Source organism: Streptococcus varani, from assembly GCF_001375655.1.
Classification (GTDB): domain Bacteria; phylum Bacillota; class Bacilli; order Lactobacillales; family Streptococcaceae; genus Streptococcus; species Streptococcus varani.
In genome coordinates, this window is sequence record NZ_CTEN01000003.1 from 443,980 (window position 1) to 460,383 (window position 16,404).

Sequence of the window (16,404 nt, forward strand, 5' to 3'; positions counted from 1 at the left end):
ATTTTAACAAGAAGGAGTTCTATGGTCAATTACCCTCACCAGGTTTCTAGAAAAGCAATAATACCTAGTGTACGTTCTGAAAAGAAAGAGGTCGATTTTGCCAACCGTGGAATGACCTTTGAAACAGCCATTAACGAGAGCAACAATTATTACTTGGCACACGGCAAGGCAGTCATTCATAAGAAGCCCACACCTGTCCAGATTGTCAAAGTTGACTATCCCAAGAGAAGTCGAGCTAAAATTGTTGAGGCATATTTCCGTCACGCTTCGACGACTGACTACTCTGGAGTATACAAGGGCTATTATATTGACTTTGAAGCTAAGGAAACGCGACAAAAGACAGCCATGCCCATGAAGAACTTTCATGCTCATCAGATTGAGCATATGGCTCAGGTTTTGCATCAAAAAGGAATTTCCTTTGTACTCCTTCACTTTTCAACATTGAAAGAAACTTATCTCTTACCTGCCCAAGCTCTCATTGATTTTTATCAAATTGATAAGGGCGGAAAGTCCATGCATATAGACTATATCCGGCAGCATGGTTTTGAGATAAAAATGGGTGGCTATCCTAGCTTGCCCTATCTGGAAATAATTGAAGAAAAATTATTAGGTGGTAAGAATTTTGAAAAATGAAACCCTAAAAAGAATCCTTGTGATAGTGGGCAATGTCTTACTTGCTGGTTTTATTCTAGCAAGTTTAGCTGCAGCTGGTTTGGTGGCCTACTATGTTAGTTCAGCCCCAGCCCTGACGGAAGAAGCCCTAACAGCAACGACTTCTAGTAAGATTTATGATAAGAACGGTGGCCTTATCGCTGACCTTGGTTCTGAAAAACGCTCCAATGCCAAGACTAAGGACATTCCTACCGATTTGGTAAACGCCATCGTGGCTATTGAAGACCAACGTTTCTTCAATCATCGTGGCATAGATGTCATCCGAATTGCTGGTGCCTTTTTAAACAATTTGAGAAGTGGTGGACTTCAAGGTGGATCGACTCTAGACCAACAGTTCATCAAATTGACCTACTTCTCCACTTCAAAAGATGATCAAACCGTCAAGCGAAAGATTCAAGAAGCATGGCTAGCCATGCAATTGGAACGCCGCAATACCAAGCAAGAAATATTGACTTACTATGTCAATAAGGTATACATGTCTAATGGTAACTATGGCATGAAAACGGCTGCCAATGCCTACTATGGCAAAGATTTAAAAGACTTATCTCTAGCTCAACTGGCCCTCCTTGCCGGCATGCCTCAAGCACCAAACCAATACGATCCCTACACCCAACCTGAAGCTGCACAGGGACGTCGCGATATTGTCTTAGGTGAGATGTTAGAAGAAAAGTACATTACTAAAGAAGACTACGATACTGCTATTGCAACTCCTGTAACAGATGGACTCCAACCCCTTAAAAACACTGCAGCCTATCCTCTCTATATGGACAATTACCTCAAGGAAGTCATTGAAGAGGTAGAGGAAAAAACAGGCTACAATCTCTTAACAACGGGAATGGATGTCTATACTAATGTGGATCCAGTTGCTCAACAGCAACTTTGGAATATCTATAATACTGATGAGTTTGTCTATTACCCTGATAACATCTTCCAAGTTGCCTCTACCGTCGTGGATGTGTCAAATGGTAAAGTCATTGCACAACTTGGTTCTCGCAACCAATCAACCAATGTTTCCTTTGGAATCAACCAAGCTGTTGAAACCAACCGTGATTTCGGTTCGACTATGAAACCTATTACGGACTATGCTCCCGCCTTAAAGAATGGCGTCTATATTTCTACAGGTGATACCATTGTAGACGGTCCTTATAACTATCCCGGCACTAACACTCCCGTTTACAACTATGAACGTGGTTATTTTGGCAATATGACCTTGAAATCTGCCATCCAGTATTCAAGAAATATCCCAGCCATTAAAGCCTTGGAAGCAACTGGCTTAGACAAGGCCTTGGAATACTTGCAAAGTATTGGTATTGATTATCCAGAGATGCATTACTCAAATGCTATTTCAAGTAATACAACTGTCTCAGATAAAAAATACGGTGCCTCTAGTGAAAAGATGGCTGCGGCCTATGCTGTTTTTGCCAACGGTGGTACTTATTACAGACCACAATACGTCAATAAAGTAGTCTTTAAAGATAATACAACAAAAGAATTTGCTCCTGAAGGCACTCAAGTATTAAGTCCTGAAATTTCCTACATGATGACAGACATGCTTAAGAGCGTGTTGACTTATGGAACTGGTCTCAACGCCGCTGTCAGCGGTGTACCGATTGCTGGTAAGACGGGTACCTCTAACTATACTGATGATGAACTAGCTGCTATTTTGGAGTCTAACGAGGCAGCTCGATACAGTTCTCTTGCTGCACCGGACCATAGTTTTGTTGGCTATTCGACCAAGTATGCTATGGCTGTTTGGACTGGTTATTCCAACCGTACAACCCCTATCTTGGACAGTGGAAATATGATCGCAACAGATGTCTTCCGAAGTATGATGAGCCAACTCAATCCTCCGGAAACGGCAAGCGACTGGGAAATGCCAAGCGGTCTTTACCGTTACGGTTCTTATCTTTACCTCAATGGAGCCCAAAGACGCTCCAATTCCAATTCTTCTAATGCTTCCATTCCAGAAACCACAACAGTTGCTGCAACAACTGTCGAAGAAACTCAAACTACACATACAACAACTGTTGAACAAACTGTAGCTCCAACCGAACCCGCTTCAACAACAGCAGCAACGACTAGTAATTCCTCTGGAACATCGCAGGATAATCAATAAGCGTAAACTCAGAAATTTTTCTGGGTTTTTCTTTTAATAATATGATAAGATAGAAGCATGAAACCAGAAATCTTTTACCAAAAATTAGCGGAACTAGGCTTCCAGCTAACTGACAAGCAAAAAAAACAATTTAAGCGCTACCTTGACTTACTGGTAGAATGGAATGAAAAAATCAATTTAACTGCCATTACAGAGGAAGATGAGGTTTATCTCAAGCACTTCTACGATTCGTTAGGTCCCATCTTGCAAGGCTATTTAAAAAATGAGCCAATTTCTATCCTAGATATTGGTGCTGGGGCTGGTTTTCCCAGTCTACCTATGAAGATCCTTTTCCCTCAACTAGAAGTAACCATCATTGATTCCCTCAACAAGCGCATTCATTTTCTTAATCTTTTAGCCCAAGAATTGGACCTTGAGGGAGTTCATTTCTATCATGGTCGTGCCGAAGATTTTGCACAGGATAAGAAGTTCCGCGCCCAGTTTGATGTGGTGACAGCTCGCGCAGTAGCCCGCATGCAAATACTAGCAGAATTGACCATTCCTTATCTCAAGATTAATGGAAAATTGATGGCTCTCAAGGCTTCTAATGCTGAAGATGAATTGACTCAGGCCAAAAACGCTCTCAACCTTCTTTTTGCTAAAGTGATAGAGAACGTGGATTACCAGTTACCAAATGGTGACCCACGAACTCTAACTCTTGTGGAAAAGAAAAAAGAAACCCCCAATAAGTATCCTCGCAGAGCAGGGATGCCAAATAAGAAACCTTTATAGGAATCGAGTAGAGACTAATTCCTAGCCCCTCTCACACCACCGTGCGTGCCGTTCGGCACACGGCGGTTCAACTAACTTTTAACGCATGTCGTTCAAGATAATAATCTAGGCATGAAACTAGTCCACGTTTAGCGAGGACTGGTTTTGATATAGGAATCGAGTAGAGACTAATTCCTAGCCCCTCTCACACCACCGTGCGTGCCGTTCGGCACACGGCGGTTCAACTAACTTTTAACGCATGTCGTTCAAGATAATAATCTAGGCATGAAACCAGTCCACGTTTAGCGAGGACTGGTTTTGATATAGCTGAATTGACTTTTGTGCCACTAATTGATAGTGGTCACCCCAGCCAGATACCTTATCAGCTATCCATTTGGGAGTCCCTAGTTTAAGTAGTCCCCAAAGTCGCCTTGACTTCTTCTTCCATTGTTTCCAAATAATAACTCTAATTCGTGTCCTCAATCGTTTATCAATTTCTCCCATGACTGACTTCATGTTAGTCAATGCGAAGTAGTTTATCCATCCGCGAATAAGCCAGTTGAGTTTCTCAATACGGCTACCCAAGTCAGTGCTCCATTTGCGTGTTGTGAGCTTCCTAAGTTTCCTCTTGAAACTCTGGATACTCTCTTGATGTGGACGACTTTTCCACCCTTCAGCTGATTTCCAGAATCCGAATCCAAGGTACTTCAGTTGACTCGGTCTGGTAATCTTAGTCTTGGTCATATTGACTTTCAATCCCAGTCGCTTCTTAATGAATCGGCTAACTTAATACATGATACGTTTGGCAGATGCTTCGCTCCCAACTGTGATGACACAGTCATCTGCGTACCGGACGAAACGAAGCCCTCGATTTTCCAATTCCTTGTCCAGCTCATTGAGCGTGATATTGGACAGGAGGGGAGATAGATTCCCACCTTGTGGTGTTCCCACCAGCGTTTTATGGCGCTGTCCATTGATAACTACACCCGAATGAAGATACCTACGAATCAGAGACTCTGTATCTCCATCTTGGATAATGTTATGGACAAGAGACATCAATCTATCTTGGGGAACTGTGTCGAAGAATTTCTCAAGGTCAATGTCCACAATCCACTCATAGCCATCATTAAGGTATTCTAGTAACTTGATGATGGCTTTTTCGCATGACCGTTTCGGTCTAAACCCATAGCTCGTTTCGGAGAAATGAGGTTCACACAGAGGGCTGATAACTTGGACGATGGCCTGTTGAATCATTCTGTCCATTACTGTTGGGATGCCAAGCTGGCGGACTCCTCCATTGGGCTTTGGGATTTCAACGCGTAGGATTACTTCGGTTAATTGTTAAGCCCTTCGCTCCACTTCCATTACAGAAGCTTCGTGACTACTATGGCTTCGGCTGACCGTTGTTACTACGTCTAGGACGCTCATGAGACCTCACGGGATAAGTCGTACATCTTTCCTCGTTTACTCTCGTGATTTACGCATATAGGTTACGACTACCTATTTGGACTTTAGAGTTTTCAGCCCCCTCATCCGCTATATACGCCTTAATATCACGTTTCTGTTCGTAGAGCCACGATTTCGCTATCCCTTCCTCTCCCCGCTACCTCGCGATAGTCAGGCTTGGGAATCGCTATTGGGTTCACCGGTAGCGGGTGCCCACGGAGGACTTGCACCTCAGATGTACGACATGCCCGTCGTACTGACAAAGCCGACCCTCGAATGAGAATCGGCTTTTTGGTTATCTATCTGGTTGGGAAGATTGCTTTTTCTACTTGAAAATTATTCCCTGACTGGTTGATGACAATATCAAACTGAGACTGATAATCCGCCATATAGAGGTCATACTGTCTTCTGCGATGGTTGTGGGTTTGTCGGATAAACTCTGGATTTCTTCCTCTATGAGCCACATCACGCTCCAACCTTCTTTGAAGTTCTGTATCGGAATCTGTATAGAGGAAGATTGATAAATCAAAGAGTTGCGAATCTAAAAAAGTGGGGGTCATCCCTTCGACAATGGTCACTGGACAATGACTCCTCAGATGTTTTTCTGGTAACCATGGAAAATCGGGAGTCAGGACGTCCATTCCCCTTCTCAGCATAGCTACATCTCGTTTCAGTCCATTTAACTCATGCCTAGCTGGATGACAAGCAGTGATATGGTAAAAATCCTCTTTTTCTTGAAAATCATACTGCAAAAAAGTTTCCTTACTATGCTGACCAGAAATAATATAGGCATCCGCTTCAATCAGCTGACTTTGACCATCTTTATAAACTTGATGGAGAGCAGTCGCAAAACTTGTTTTCCCCGAAGCTCCATGTCCACAGATTCGAAGAACGGTCTGTTTTCTCGTATTTGTAAAGGCAATAACCGTCTGAATCAATTTTTTCATAAATCTATTATAGCATTTTTTAGACAAGAAAAAGGATTAGAGCTGATTCTCTCCAATCCTTACTGATTCTTCTTTTTTAAGCTGTAGCTACTTCTGGCAGAGTTTCTCCAATTGCTTCAAGGCGCGCTGCCCATTCTGCACGAGTCAGACCATGTTCAGAGACATAGCGGTTGCGTTCGTGCGCACGACACTCTGCGGAGCAACCACGAACATACTTGTCCTCTGTTTCTTCGGTCATGAAGATTTGCTTGTTGCAATATGGATTTGCGCAATTGACATAGCGTTCACATGGTTCACCTGTCATCATATCTTTACTGATAACAGTTGGATTGACACGGTTTACTGGCACTGCAATGCGTTCATCAAAGACATACATCGCTCCATCCCAGAGTTCTCCCATCACCTCAGGATCTTTACCGTAGGTTACAATTCCTCCATGCAACTGACCAACATCTTTGAAGCCTTCACGAACCATCCAACCTGAGAATTTTTCACAGCGCACGCCACCGGTACAATATACAACCACGCGCTTCTCCATGAATTTTTCCTTATTATCACGGACCCACTGTGGCAGATCACGGAAGTTACGGATATCTGGACGGATTGCTCCACGGAAGTGTCCTAGGTCGTATTCGTAATCATTACGCGTATCCAGAACAACAGTATCCTCGTCCAACAGAGCTTCTTTAAACTGTTTCGGATCAAGGTATTCACCTGTTGTTACCAATGGATCGATGTCACTATCAAAGTCGTCGTCTTCTAGACCTAGGTGGACAATTTCTTTCTTATAGCGGACAAACATCTTCTTGAAGGCATCTATCGGCTCATCATCAATTTTAAACCAAAGGTCACTAAAGATTGGATTGGCATGGACATAATCCATGTATTTTTGAGTCGTTTCGTAATCGCCAGAAACTGTACCATTGATTCCCTCATCTGCAATCAAGATGCGACCTTTCAGGCCAATGGATTTACAAAACTCCAAATGCTCCTTGGCATAGCTTTCAGCATTTTCAATTGGGACATATTTATAATACAGTAAAACACGAATATCGTTTGACATGATTTTCACCGTGAACCCCTTACAAATCTGGGTTCACTCCTCTCTTCTTGAATGGGATATGAATTTACATACCCTACTAGTTTACAGTTTTCATATAAATAAAGGAAATGATTTGGCTGGAAAGTAGATAAGAGCTTAGATGTCATCTGTGTTACAATTTCTTTAAATTTTAGTTTATCGACTAGTATGATTTTACCTTCCATGATAAGATAAGAATACTATAATGAGAAGTTAAAAAGAAGGATGATATGAAATTTAGGAAGTCTCTTTACTCTGCTCTTTTACTGGCCATTCTTTTGGAAATGGGTGGTTCTTTACGAATCTCTGCCGATACAGAAACCACAAGCAGGCAGGAAGCTGTTAGCAGTGAATCCAGTTCAACAATGGAAGATCCAACCACCACAAGTGCTGAAGCAGCTCCAAGCACGACTAGCGAGACCAGTCCAGATAGCACAGAAGCATTGACGTCAATTGAAGTTCTTTCTGAAGAAGAAGCAGACACGACAGAAGAATTTGAAGCCGGTATTGCCCTTACAGAGAGTGCAAGCAGCATTGCCATTGGAGATAACTACCCTGCCTATTTAAAAAACATCCCTTACTATTCATATACCGTTGATCCTTGGAGCTATTACCACAGACAATGTACTTCTTTTGTGGCCTTCCGTCTAATCAATGTCAATAAGTTTAATGATGTGCGCATGTTTGGAAATGCGACAGATTGGGGAACCAATGCTAGGAACCGTGGCTATCTTGTGGATAAAACACCAGCATATGGTTCTGTTGCTTGGTTTTCAGCTGGTCATGTAGCATGGGTATCAGATATTCGAGGTTCTTATGTCGAAATCGAAGAATACAATGTTCCAGCTAATTCTGGAAACTACAAAAAAAGGATTGTTCCAATCAGCTCTGTTACAGGTTTCATACACTTTAAAGATATTCAAGCTAACAAAACTGTCGCTACCGAAAGCGTCAGTCTAGACAAGACTGCTCAAACTTTGACAGTTGGTAGTTCCTTTGTACTAACAGCAGCACTCAAACCAACTAATGCGAGCAACAATACTGTCCAATGGACCACATCCAATCCTAAAGTAGCCACTGTTACTAATGGAAATGTTGTGGCTGTATCCCCTGGTAGCGCAGTGATTACTGCAAGAACTGTTTCTGGTGGAAAGACCGCTAAAGCAAACATCACGGTTCAAGCTGGAAAACAGGTTGCCGTTTATCGACTCTATAACCCGAGTATTAAACGTCACCTTTATAGCCAAGATACGAATGAAGCTAGGATTCTTCAGGGACGTGGATGGAATTTTGAAGGTCAATCTTTTGTTACTTCAAGTGGTGGACAACCTGTTTACCGACTCTATAATCCATCGTTAAAAGAACATCTATACACGACCAATAAAACTGAAAATGATATCTTAGCTACTCAAGGTTGGTCTGCAGAAGGCGTTGCATGGTATTCGTATGGTACAAAACCTGTTTATCGTCTTTATCATCCCGGTTTAACCATTCATCTTTATTCTGCAGATAAGAATGAAGTCGATATTCTTATGAAACGCGGTTGGAAAAATGAAGATATTTCCTTCTATACAAACTAGATCTCGTACTATATGACCACAAAAAGAGACTCTATAATTTCTGTAATGGGTAAAACCACCGCAGAGACTATAGAGCCTTTTTTGCACGTCAGGCTACAATCGCTTTGGCCACTTCTTCCGCTGTCATTCGAGAGAAGTAATGGGCAATGTCGATTGTTTTTAATTTTTCGAGAATATCAGCATACTCGTAGCGACTGCCGATGAGAAGTTTTTCAATATCAGATACATCACCAATACCGAAGAAATCTCCGTAGATTTTTAGTGATTCAATGATGGATTTTTCAGTCTTGATGTAGGATGTAATGGTTCCAGCTGGATACCGAATGCTTCGCTCAACTGTATACTCAGGTGTTGTTCCAAAAGTCCATTCCCAAGTGCCAAACTGCTGATCGCGAATTTCTTGGATATGAGTCAATTCATCTTCTGAAAGTACATATTCTTCCATATCTGGATATTCTTTTTTCATTTGGTCCAGAATAGCTTCTTTAAATTCCAGAACGGTCATTTTTTCTGGTAATTCCTTATTGATGTTGGTCACTCGAGCACGAACAGACTTGACACCCTTAGACTCAATCTTATCTTTGGAAACTTTGAGGGCTTGACCAAGGACCGTCATATCCACGTCAAAGAGGAGACAGCCATGGTGCATCATGCGTCCTTTCGCATAAGCTTGGGCATTGCCACAGATTTTCTTACCATCAATTTCTAGATCATTACGGCCTGTAAAATTGGCTTCAACACCAAGGGTTGCAAGGGTATCGATAACAGGTTTTGAAAAGGTTTTGAAATCAAAAGCTCCCTCTTCTGATTTGTTAGAAATAATGGTGTAGTTAAGATTGTTTAAATCATGATAAACTGCACCACCACCAGATAGACGACGAACCACATGGATCCCGTTGGCATCTGTAAATTCCTTGTTGATTTCTTGGATGGCATTTTGGTGCTTACCAATGATGATGGCAGGCTCGTTAATCCAAAGGATAAAAATTTCATCAATATCTGTCAATTCCTTGAAGGCATACGATTCAAGGGCGATATTAAAAGCTGGGTCGTTGGAATTGTTTACAATGTATTTCATTTCTTGATAGCAAGTTTACTTAAAAAATCTGACTGGCAGACTTTCCCTGTCACTTGATTCCTTTCTATTTTCACAAGTAACTCTATTATAATGAAAACGGTCGCAATTGACAATGAAAAAGGTTCTAGTTTTCAGTCTTGATTTTAACTATTGAAGAGAAATTGATAGGATTCTTATCTACTTTTATTCTATCAAGAAAGAAAACTATAGACATAAAGAAACAGGCCTTGCGGCCTGTTTTCTTAGTCGAGATAAGCACCATTGCTGGCGATAACATTTTTGTACCAGTCAAAGGATTTTTTCTTAGAACGTTTAAGGGTTCCATTGCCTTCATTGTCGCGGTCTACATAGATAAAACCATAGCGTTTTTTCATTTCCCCTGTTCCAGCAGAAACTAAGTCGATTGGGCCCCAAGTGGTGTATCCCAACATTTCCACGCCATCTTCATTAATAGCATCTCGCATAGCACGGATATGTTGATCCAGATAATCGATACGATAATCATCTGCTACATAGCCATTTTCATCGGGCACATCGACGGCCCCCAGACCATTTTCCACCACAAAGAGTGGTTTACGGTAGCGATCTGACAGCTCATTGATAGTGATGCGGAAGCCCAATGAATCAATAGCCCAACCCCAATCTGATTTCTTCAAATATGGATTTTCGGCTGAGGCTAAAAGATTGGCTTCTGTTTGATCTGCCGGATGGGCTTCTGCGGCACGAGTTTGGTAATAAGAGAAAGAAACAAAATCAACTGTGTGTTCTTTAAGGATATCTAAATCACCCTCTTCAATCGGAATAGTGAGACCTTCTCGCTCAAAGAATTTGAGAGCATAGCCAGGATATTCTCCATGGGCTTGGACATCAATAAAGAAATAATTTTCACGATCCTGATCCATGGCCGCTTTAACGTCTTCTGGTTTTGGAGTCAATGGATAGAACTTACCACCGGCCAACATACAGCCGACCTTATTCTCAGGGTCCACTTCATGGGCAATCTTAGTGGCTATGGCAGATGCCAAGAGTTCATGGTGGGCAGCGGTATAAAGAACTTGATTGCGGTTTTCTCCTTCTTCAAAGGCGATACCAGCCCCCATAAATGGTGCATGCAAGAGAACATTGATTTCATTGAAGGTCAACCAATATTTGACCAAACCTTTGTAGCGATTAAAGAGAACGGTGACTAAGTTTTCGTAGAATGTGACCACTTTGCGATTGCGCCAGCCGCCATACTCAGTTACCAAGTGCATGGGGATATCAAAGTGAGTGATGGTTACCAAAGGCTCAATCCCATATTTACGGCATTCTTTAAAGACATCTTCATAGAATTTGAGACCTGCTTCATTTGGTTCTACCTCGTCCCCTTTAGGGAAAATACGAGACCAAGCAATTGACAGGCGGAAGGTTGAGAAACCCATTTCTGCAAAGAGAGCGATGTCCTCCTTGTAATGATGATAGAAATCAATAGCACCTTTTGCTGGGTAGAAATGCTCATTGTCAAAATCAAAGTGTTTGACTTGACCAGTGATAATTTTAACCCGGTCTGGTCCAACGGGTGACACATCCACGTTGGCCAAACCGCGGCCATCTTCATTGTAGGCACCTTCTAATTGATTGGCAGCCGTTGCCCCTCCCCATAAGAATCCATCTGGAAAAGTTAATTTTTTCGACATGTTCGTCCTCCATTTTTATAATTTTTTGATTAATCGACATCTAGACCGTTTGTAGTAATGACTTTTTTATACCAGTCAAAGGATTTTTTCTTGGAGCGTTTAAGAGTTCCATTGCCATTATTATCACGGTCCACATAGATAAAGCCGTAGCGTTTCTTCATCTCGCCGGTACCAGCTGAAACTAAGTCAATACAGCCCCAAGTCGTATAGCCCCAGAGGACAACGCCGTCTTCATTAATGGCTTGATTCATGGCTTTGACATGTTCACGTAGGTAATTGATGCGGTAATCATCTACCACATAACCATTTTCATCCGGTGTATCCACTGCACCAAGTCCATTTTCTACGATGAACATTGGTTTTTGGTAGCGATCCCAGATGGCATTGAGAGTAATACGAAGTCCGAGTGGGTCAATCTGCCAGCCCCATTCAGAAGCATCCAGGTATGGATTCTTGATGGAAGCAAAGATATTGCCTGCTGTTTTTTCCTTAACGGCTGGATCACCTGATGCCACACGGCTTGAATAGTAAGAGAAGGAAATGAAGTCCACTGTGTGTTCTTTCAAAAGAGCCAAGTCTTCCTCGGTCATCTCAATATTGAGACCCTCTTTTTCAAATTTCTTCTTGGCGTAGTTTGGATATTCACCACGCGCTTGCACATCGATGAAGAAATAATTTTCACGGTCCTGCTCCATCGCTTCCCAGTAGTCGCGAGGATGGGCAGTGTTTGGATAGTATTGACCGGCCGCCAACATACAACCCACCTTATTCTCAGGGTCTACGTCATGGGCAATTTTAGTGGCGATGGCTGAAGCTACCAACTCATGGTGAGCTGCCTGGTATTTGACCTGCTCGACATTTTCACCTTCTTCAAAGTAGAGACCAGCACCCATGAATGGGGCATGAAGAATCATGTTGATTTCATTGAAAGTCAACCAGTACTTAACCAAACCTTTGTAGCGTGTAAAGAGGGCACGGCAGAGGTTTTCATAGAAGCCCAGCATCTTACGATTGCGCCAGCCGCCGTACTTTTCAATCAGATGCATTGGGCAGTCAAAGTGAGTGATGGTGACCAGTGGCTCGATGCCGTATTTATGGCATTCTTTGAAGAGATCTTCGTAGAATTGGAGACCCGCTTCATTTGGCTGCTCCTCGTCTCCTTTAGGGAAAATACGGGTCCAGGCGATAGAGAGGCGGTAAGTCTTGAAGCCCATTTCGCCAAAGAGAGCAATGTCTTCTTTAAAGTGATGGTACATATCGATGGATTCCTTGGCTGGGTAGAAATAGCCATCCTCGAAATCAAACATTTTCTTCTTACCGGCGATAATCGGGAAACGGTCCTCACCGATTGGTACTACGTCTACGTTAGCAAGGCCACGGCCGTCTACGTTATAAGCACCTTCACATTGATTGGCAGCTGTTGCGCCGCCCCATAAAAATCCTTTTGGAAATGGTTTTTGAGTCATATTTTCTCCTTTAAAACAAAAAGTTTGGTTTATTGATATATTTTTCCAGCAATAGGATCGATAATTCTGACCAAACTTAGGTCATGATCTGTCAGCTCATACTGGAAGATGCAACAATTACTGAAATGAAGTTCTGGGTACTTTTCCAAACGCAGTGTCAGGAAGAACTGCATAAGAGCACCTGCATGGCTGACAGCCAAAGCGGTCTGTCCCTCCTTCATTTCTTGAAAAATCCCTGAAATAGCCTGGGATATTCGACTTTGAATCTCCTCTTCTCCATCACCATCATAGAGAAGATAAAAATCTTCATGAGACTGTTGGTCGGGTCTCCGATTAGGATGTAGGTATTCCTGTTGTCCCTCCATGCGACCGAAGTTCCACTCTTTCAAACCTTTGAGTCGTTGGTAATCGGTTCGTCCAGAAGCCAACTCTAAAGTATCACTCGCCCGCTCTGATGTAGAGGAGTAGAGACGATCAAATTGGATCCCTTCTCCATCAAAGAATGCCCTAGCCATCTTAGCTTGCTCTTCTCCTTCTTTTTTCAAGGGAGAATCACACCAACCTTGGATGCGCTCTTGAACATTGAAAAGGGTTTGCCCGTGTCGCATCAAATAGAGTGTTTTGGTCATAGCTTACCTCTCGTAAATAAAAGAGTTGTCAATAGGATCGTAAATCGAGTCTACTTGGAACTCTCCTTGATGATAGCTGATTTTGAAGACAGCACAATTGCTAATCCGTTTTTTCAAGACGGGTGGATTCTGAGTCACATTTTTGAAAAACTGACCAATCGCCCCGCCATGACTGACAAATAAGAGGGTATCATCCAGAGCAGACTTCTCTATAATCTCAGTAATGGTATCCCGCATGCGGCTATAAACTTGGACATTGGATTCTCCGCCATAGGCCACGAAATAATCGCGGTAACCCGATCCATCCTCTCGAAAAAGTTTGGGATTCAGGTATTCTTGGTGGGCTTCAAAAGCCCCGAAATCCCACTCCTTAATTCCTTTAAGACGGATATAATCACTTCGTCCCGTCGCAAACTCTGCTGTATCACAAGCTCGCTCCTGGCTTGAGCAATAGACCTTGTCAAAAGCAATGCCTGAACGGTCAAAATAGGCCTTGGCCGCCTTGGCTTGTTCGATACCTTCTTGGGTCAAGGGAGAATCACAAGCCCCCTGAATCCGCCCCTGTTCATTAAAACGAGTCCGGCCATGTCTCATTAAATAAAAAGTTTTTTTCATCTTTTACCTTCCTAAACGTTTAAAATACTTTAATATAGCTTTTAATCATCTAGAGTCACTTGAAGATTCCTATAGTAAGCTCTGGTTCCAATATCAACAAAGAAGCCAACTTGCCCACGAGCATCTTTTCCAAGTTTCATTTGAGCAACATGTAAGATATGCTTATCATTGATGTAAAAATCAGCCTCCTGATCCTTAACAACAGCTTTTATCCTAGTCCATTCTGCTAGACCAATATCTGCTTGACCTTCAAATTCTGTGATCCCTCTTTCCCTAAAATAGTCGAAGGTATAGTTGGGATAAGAAAAATATTGAATCGCTCGATTGCTACGAACTGGGTCATCTATGCGACCATTCGTCGGCCGAATATAGAAAGACTCGAAAGCAGAATCATCTTCTTTTATTCGATAGGCAATACCGATAAAACCCCTGGCATAATCAGGAGCATCATCTAGCAACTGGCTGTAAACATCAACCTCGATTGTGCCATTATGAAAGGAAAGTTCCTTTAATTTGGCATAGGTATTTTCATCAGGCTGGTCAATCTTATCAACCTTGATAACTTCTAGCACTTCCTGACCATCAAAAACTAGATTTCTGATACTGGTATGAAGGGCTTCAAATTCATTTTCTTTTATAGAAACCATCTTTCCTACCCTTTCTGTTTTCACGAAAACAGAGTAAGAGAAGAACTTTTTGCCATTTTTCCTTACTCATCCTTATAACTTATGAAATATTTGGATTCGGATACTTAGTCATTCAAAACATTAGCTGCATTGGAGGCAATCAGGTCTTTGTAATAGTAGAAAGAATCCTTACGAGAGCGGTCAAAGCTTCCATTTCCCTCATCATCCGCATCCACATAGACAAAACCATAGCGCTTGGACATTTCTGATGTTGATGCTGAGACAAGGTCTGTACAACCCCACCAGGTATAGCCCATGAGTTCCACCCCATCTTCAATGGCTTCGTACATTTGCTTCACATGCTTTTCTAAATAATCAATACGGTAACTATCATGGATAGATCCATCTTCTTCTACTTTGTCCAAGGCACCCAAGCCATTTTCAACAATAAAGAGGGGTACTTGGTAGCGGTCATAAAGTTTGTTAAGAGTCACCCGTAGACCAACTGGATCAATCTGCCAGCCCCAGTCCGAAGCCTCCAGATAGGGATTGGCTTCTCCCAGCACTAGGTTTCCAGCCGTTGCTCTTTGCTCTGGTGTCTGATTGTTTGGATGACGTGTCACAGAAGACATATAGTAAGAGAAACTCATAAAATCAACAGCATACTGCTTGAGGATAGCCTCGTCGCCTGGTTCAAAAGCAATCTCGATATTATTTTCCTTAAAGAAACGCTTCATGTAGCGTGGGTATTGTCCACGAATTTGAACATCTGAATAAAAGAGATTTGACTGGTCTTTTTGAACAGCATTCATGATATCATCTGGATGACAGGTCGCTGGATAAGCTTCCATGCGGGCCAACATCATACCGACTTGGTTATTCGGATCAATTTCATGGGCCGCTTTTGTTGCTAGGGCTGATGCGATAAATTGATGGTGAATGGCTTGATACATTTCATCCCAGTGCAGTTTCCCATCTTCAAAGAGAAGACCACCTGACAAGTAACCAGTCATACCAAGAATATTGATTTCATTGAAGGTTAACCAATATTTCACTTTCCCTTTATAGCGATTAAAAACCGTTTCAGCATAGCGAACGAAGAAATCAACCACCTTTCGGTTTTTCCAGCCACCGTATTCTGTTACCAAATGGATTGGAAACGCATAGTGTGAAAGAGTAACCAGTGGCTCAATACCATATTTATTGAGCTCGTCAAAGACCTTATCGTAGAAGGCCAAACCTTCTTCATTTGGCTCTAGTTCATCTCCTTTAGGAAAAATCCGTGGCCAAGCAATGGAGAGTCGGAAAGTTTTGAAACCCATCTCAGCATAAAGAGCAATATCTTCTTTATAGCGGTTATAAAAATCTGAACCCCACCGTTTAGGATAGCGACCTTCTTTGTCATTGAGAGCAAAATCCAATTTTTTTCGATTCATAGGAGTAGTAAACTCCCCACCAAAAGATTTGCGCTCTTCCGGTGCTACAGCCCGAGCTGTGTCTGACGTGGCAAAGCCACGTCCACCTTGACCAAAGCCACCTTCAAACTGATTGGCAGCTGTTGCCCCACCCCAAAGGAATCCATCTGGAAATTTTTTCAATTCTGTCATTATTTTACCTCGCTTATTTTCTTCTTTATTGGCTTTCAATTGTTCTTTCAAACCAACATCTATCACTCTTAATAGTTTAACAAATTATGTAAGCCTTTTCTTGTCTTATATCATG

Annotated in this window: 13 protein-coding genes and 1 pseudogene; 4 read left to right on the top strand and 10 right to left on the bottom strand. The window is 42.2% G+C overall.

Translation table 11 applies throughout. The annotated features are described in order from the left end of the window. Window positions 1–21: 21 nt before the first annotated feature. The 3 genes from recU to rsmG are packed head-to-tail and all read left to right on the top strand — an operon-like array spanning window position 22 to window position 3,559. The gene (recU, locus tag BN1356_RS08265) at window positions 22–633 is read left to right on the top strand and encodes a Holliday junction resolvase RecU (RefSeq protein WP_093650921.1); all 612 of its coding nucleotides are present in this window, start codon (window positions 22–24) and stop codon (window positions 631–633) included. Further along, window positions 623–2,788, top strand: coding sequence for a penicillin-binding protein PBP1A (gene pbp1a, locus BN1356_RS08270; protein WP_176694258.1), 2,166 nt, complete (start codon window positions 623–625; stop codon window positions 2,786–2,788). Before recU ends, pbp1a begins: the two co-directional genes overlap by 11 nt. Before the next feature lie 57 nt (window positions 2,789–2,845). Next, window positions 2,846–3,559 (top strand): 16S rRNA (guanine(527)-N(7))-methyltransferase RsmG, encoded by a 714-nt coding sequence (gene rsmG / locus BN1356_RS08275; RefSeq protein WP_093650923.1) that lies wholly within the window; start codon window positions 2,846–2,848, stop codon window positions 3,557–3,559. A 220-nt stretch (window positions 3,560–3,779) separates the two neighbouring features. On the opposite strand, the pseudogene ltrA reads toward rsmG, so the two are convergent. From ltrA to trhO, 3 genes and pseudogenes are all read right to left on the bottom strand, one after another. Beyond that, window positions 3,780–4,864: pseudogene (gene ltrA, locus BN1356_RS08280) on the bottom strand (group II intron reverse transcriptase/maturase); the annotation flags it as partial. Window positions 4,865–5,283: 419 nt separating this feature from the next. Then, entirely contained in the window at window positions 5,284–5,931 is a 648-nt protein-coding gene (locus BN1356_RS08285) for a uridine kinase family protein (RefSeq protein ID WP_093650924.1), read from the bottom strand. A gap of 76 nt (window positions 5,932–6,007) precedes the next feature. Beyond that, a complete protein-coding gene (gene trhO, locus BN1356_RS08290) occupies window positions 6,008–6,994 on the bottom strand; it encodes an oxygen-dependent tRNA uridine(34) hydroxylase TrhO (protein ID WP_093650993.1) in 987 nt (328 codons plus the stop codon). A 248-nt stretch (window positions 6,995–7,242) separates the two neighbouring features. On the opposite strand from trhO, the gene BN1356_RS08295 reads away from it, so the two are divergent. Continuing rightward, window positions 7,243–8,592: a CHAP domain-containing protein gene (locus BN1356_RS08295; protein ID WP_093650925.1), complete on the top strand. Its 1,350-nt coding sequence runs from the start codon at window positions 7,243–7,245 to the stop codon at window positions 8,590–8,592. 88 nt (window positions 8,593–8,680) lie between these two features. Here BN1356_RS08295 and lplA read toward each other — a convergent pair whose 3' ends face one another. The 7 genes from lplA to BN1356_RS08330 all read right to left on the bottom strand — a co-directional run bounded on the left by lplA (window position 8,681) and on the right by BN1356_RS08330 (window position 16,289). After that, on the bottom strand, window positions 8,681–9,670 hold the full coding sequence (gene lplA / locus BN1356_RS08300) for a lipoate--protein ligase (protein WP_093650926.1): 990 nt from the start codon (window positions 9,668–9,670) through the stop codon (window positions 8,681–8,683). A 242-nt stretch (window positions 9,671–9,912) separates the two neighbouring features. Beyond that, window positions 9,913–11,346 carry a 6-phospho-beta-glucosidase gene (locus BN1356_RS08305; RefSeq protein ID WP_093650927.1) on the bottom strand — a complete coding sequence of 478 codons (1,434 nt, stop codon included), beginning with the start codon at window positions 11,344–11,346 and terminating at the stop codon, window positions 9,913–9,915. A gap of 29 nt (window positions 11,347–11,375) precedes the next feature. After that, window positions 11,376–12,812 carry a 6-phospho-beta-glucosidase gene (locus BN1356_RS08310; protein WP_093650928.1) on the bottom strand — a complete coding sequence of 479 codons (1,437 nt, stop codon included), beginning with the start codon at window positions 12,810–12,812 and terminating at the stop codon, window positions 11,376–11,378. 29 nt (window positions 12,813–12,841) lie between these two features. Then, window positions 12,842–13,441: a histidine phosphatase family protein gene (locus BN1356_RS08315; RefSeq protein ID WP_093650929.1), complete on the bottom strand. Its 600-nt coding sequence runs from the start codon at window positions 13,439–13,441 to the stop codon at window positions 12,842–12,844. A 3-nt stretch (window positions 13,442–13,444) separates the two neighbouring features. Next, window positions 13,445–14,056: a histidine phosphatase family protein gene (locus BN1356_RS08320; RefSeq protein ID WP_093650930.1), complete on the bottom strand. Its 612-nt coding sequence runs from the start codon at window positions 14,054–14,056 to the stop codon at window positions 13,445–13,447. A 41-nt stretch (window positions 14,057–14,097) separates the two neighbouring features. After that, window positions 14,098–14,703 (bottom strand): hypothetical protein, encoded by a 606-nt coding sequence (locus tag BN1356_RS08325; protein WP_093650931.1) that lies wholly within the window; start codon window positions 14,701–14,703, stop codon window positions 14,098–14,100. Window positions 14,704–14,807: 104 nt separating this feature from the next. Next, window positions 14,808–16,289, bottom strand: coding sequence for a 6-phospho-beta-glucosidase (locus BN1356_RS08330; protein WP_093650994.1), 1,482 nt, complete (start codon window positions 16,287–16,289; stop codon window positions 14,808–14,810). Between the last annotated feature and the right edge of the window lie 115 nt (window positions 16,290–16,404).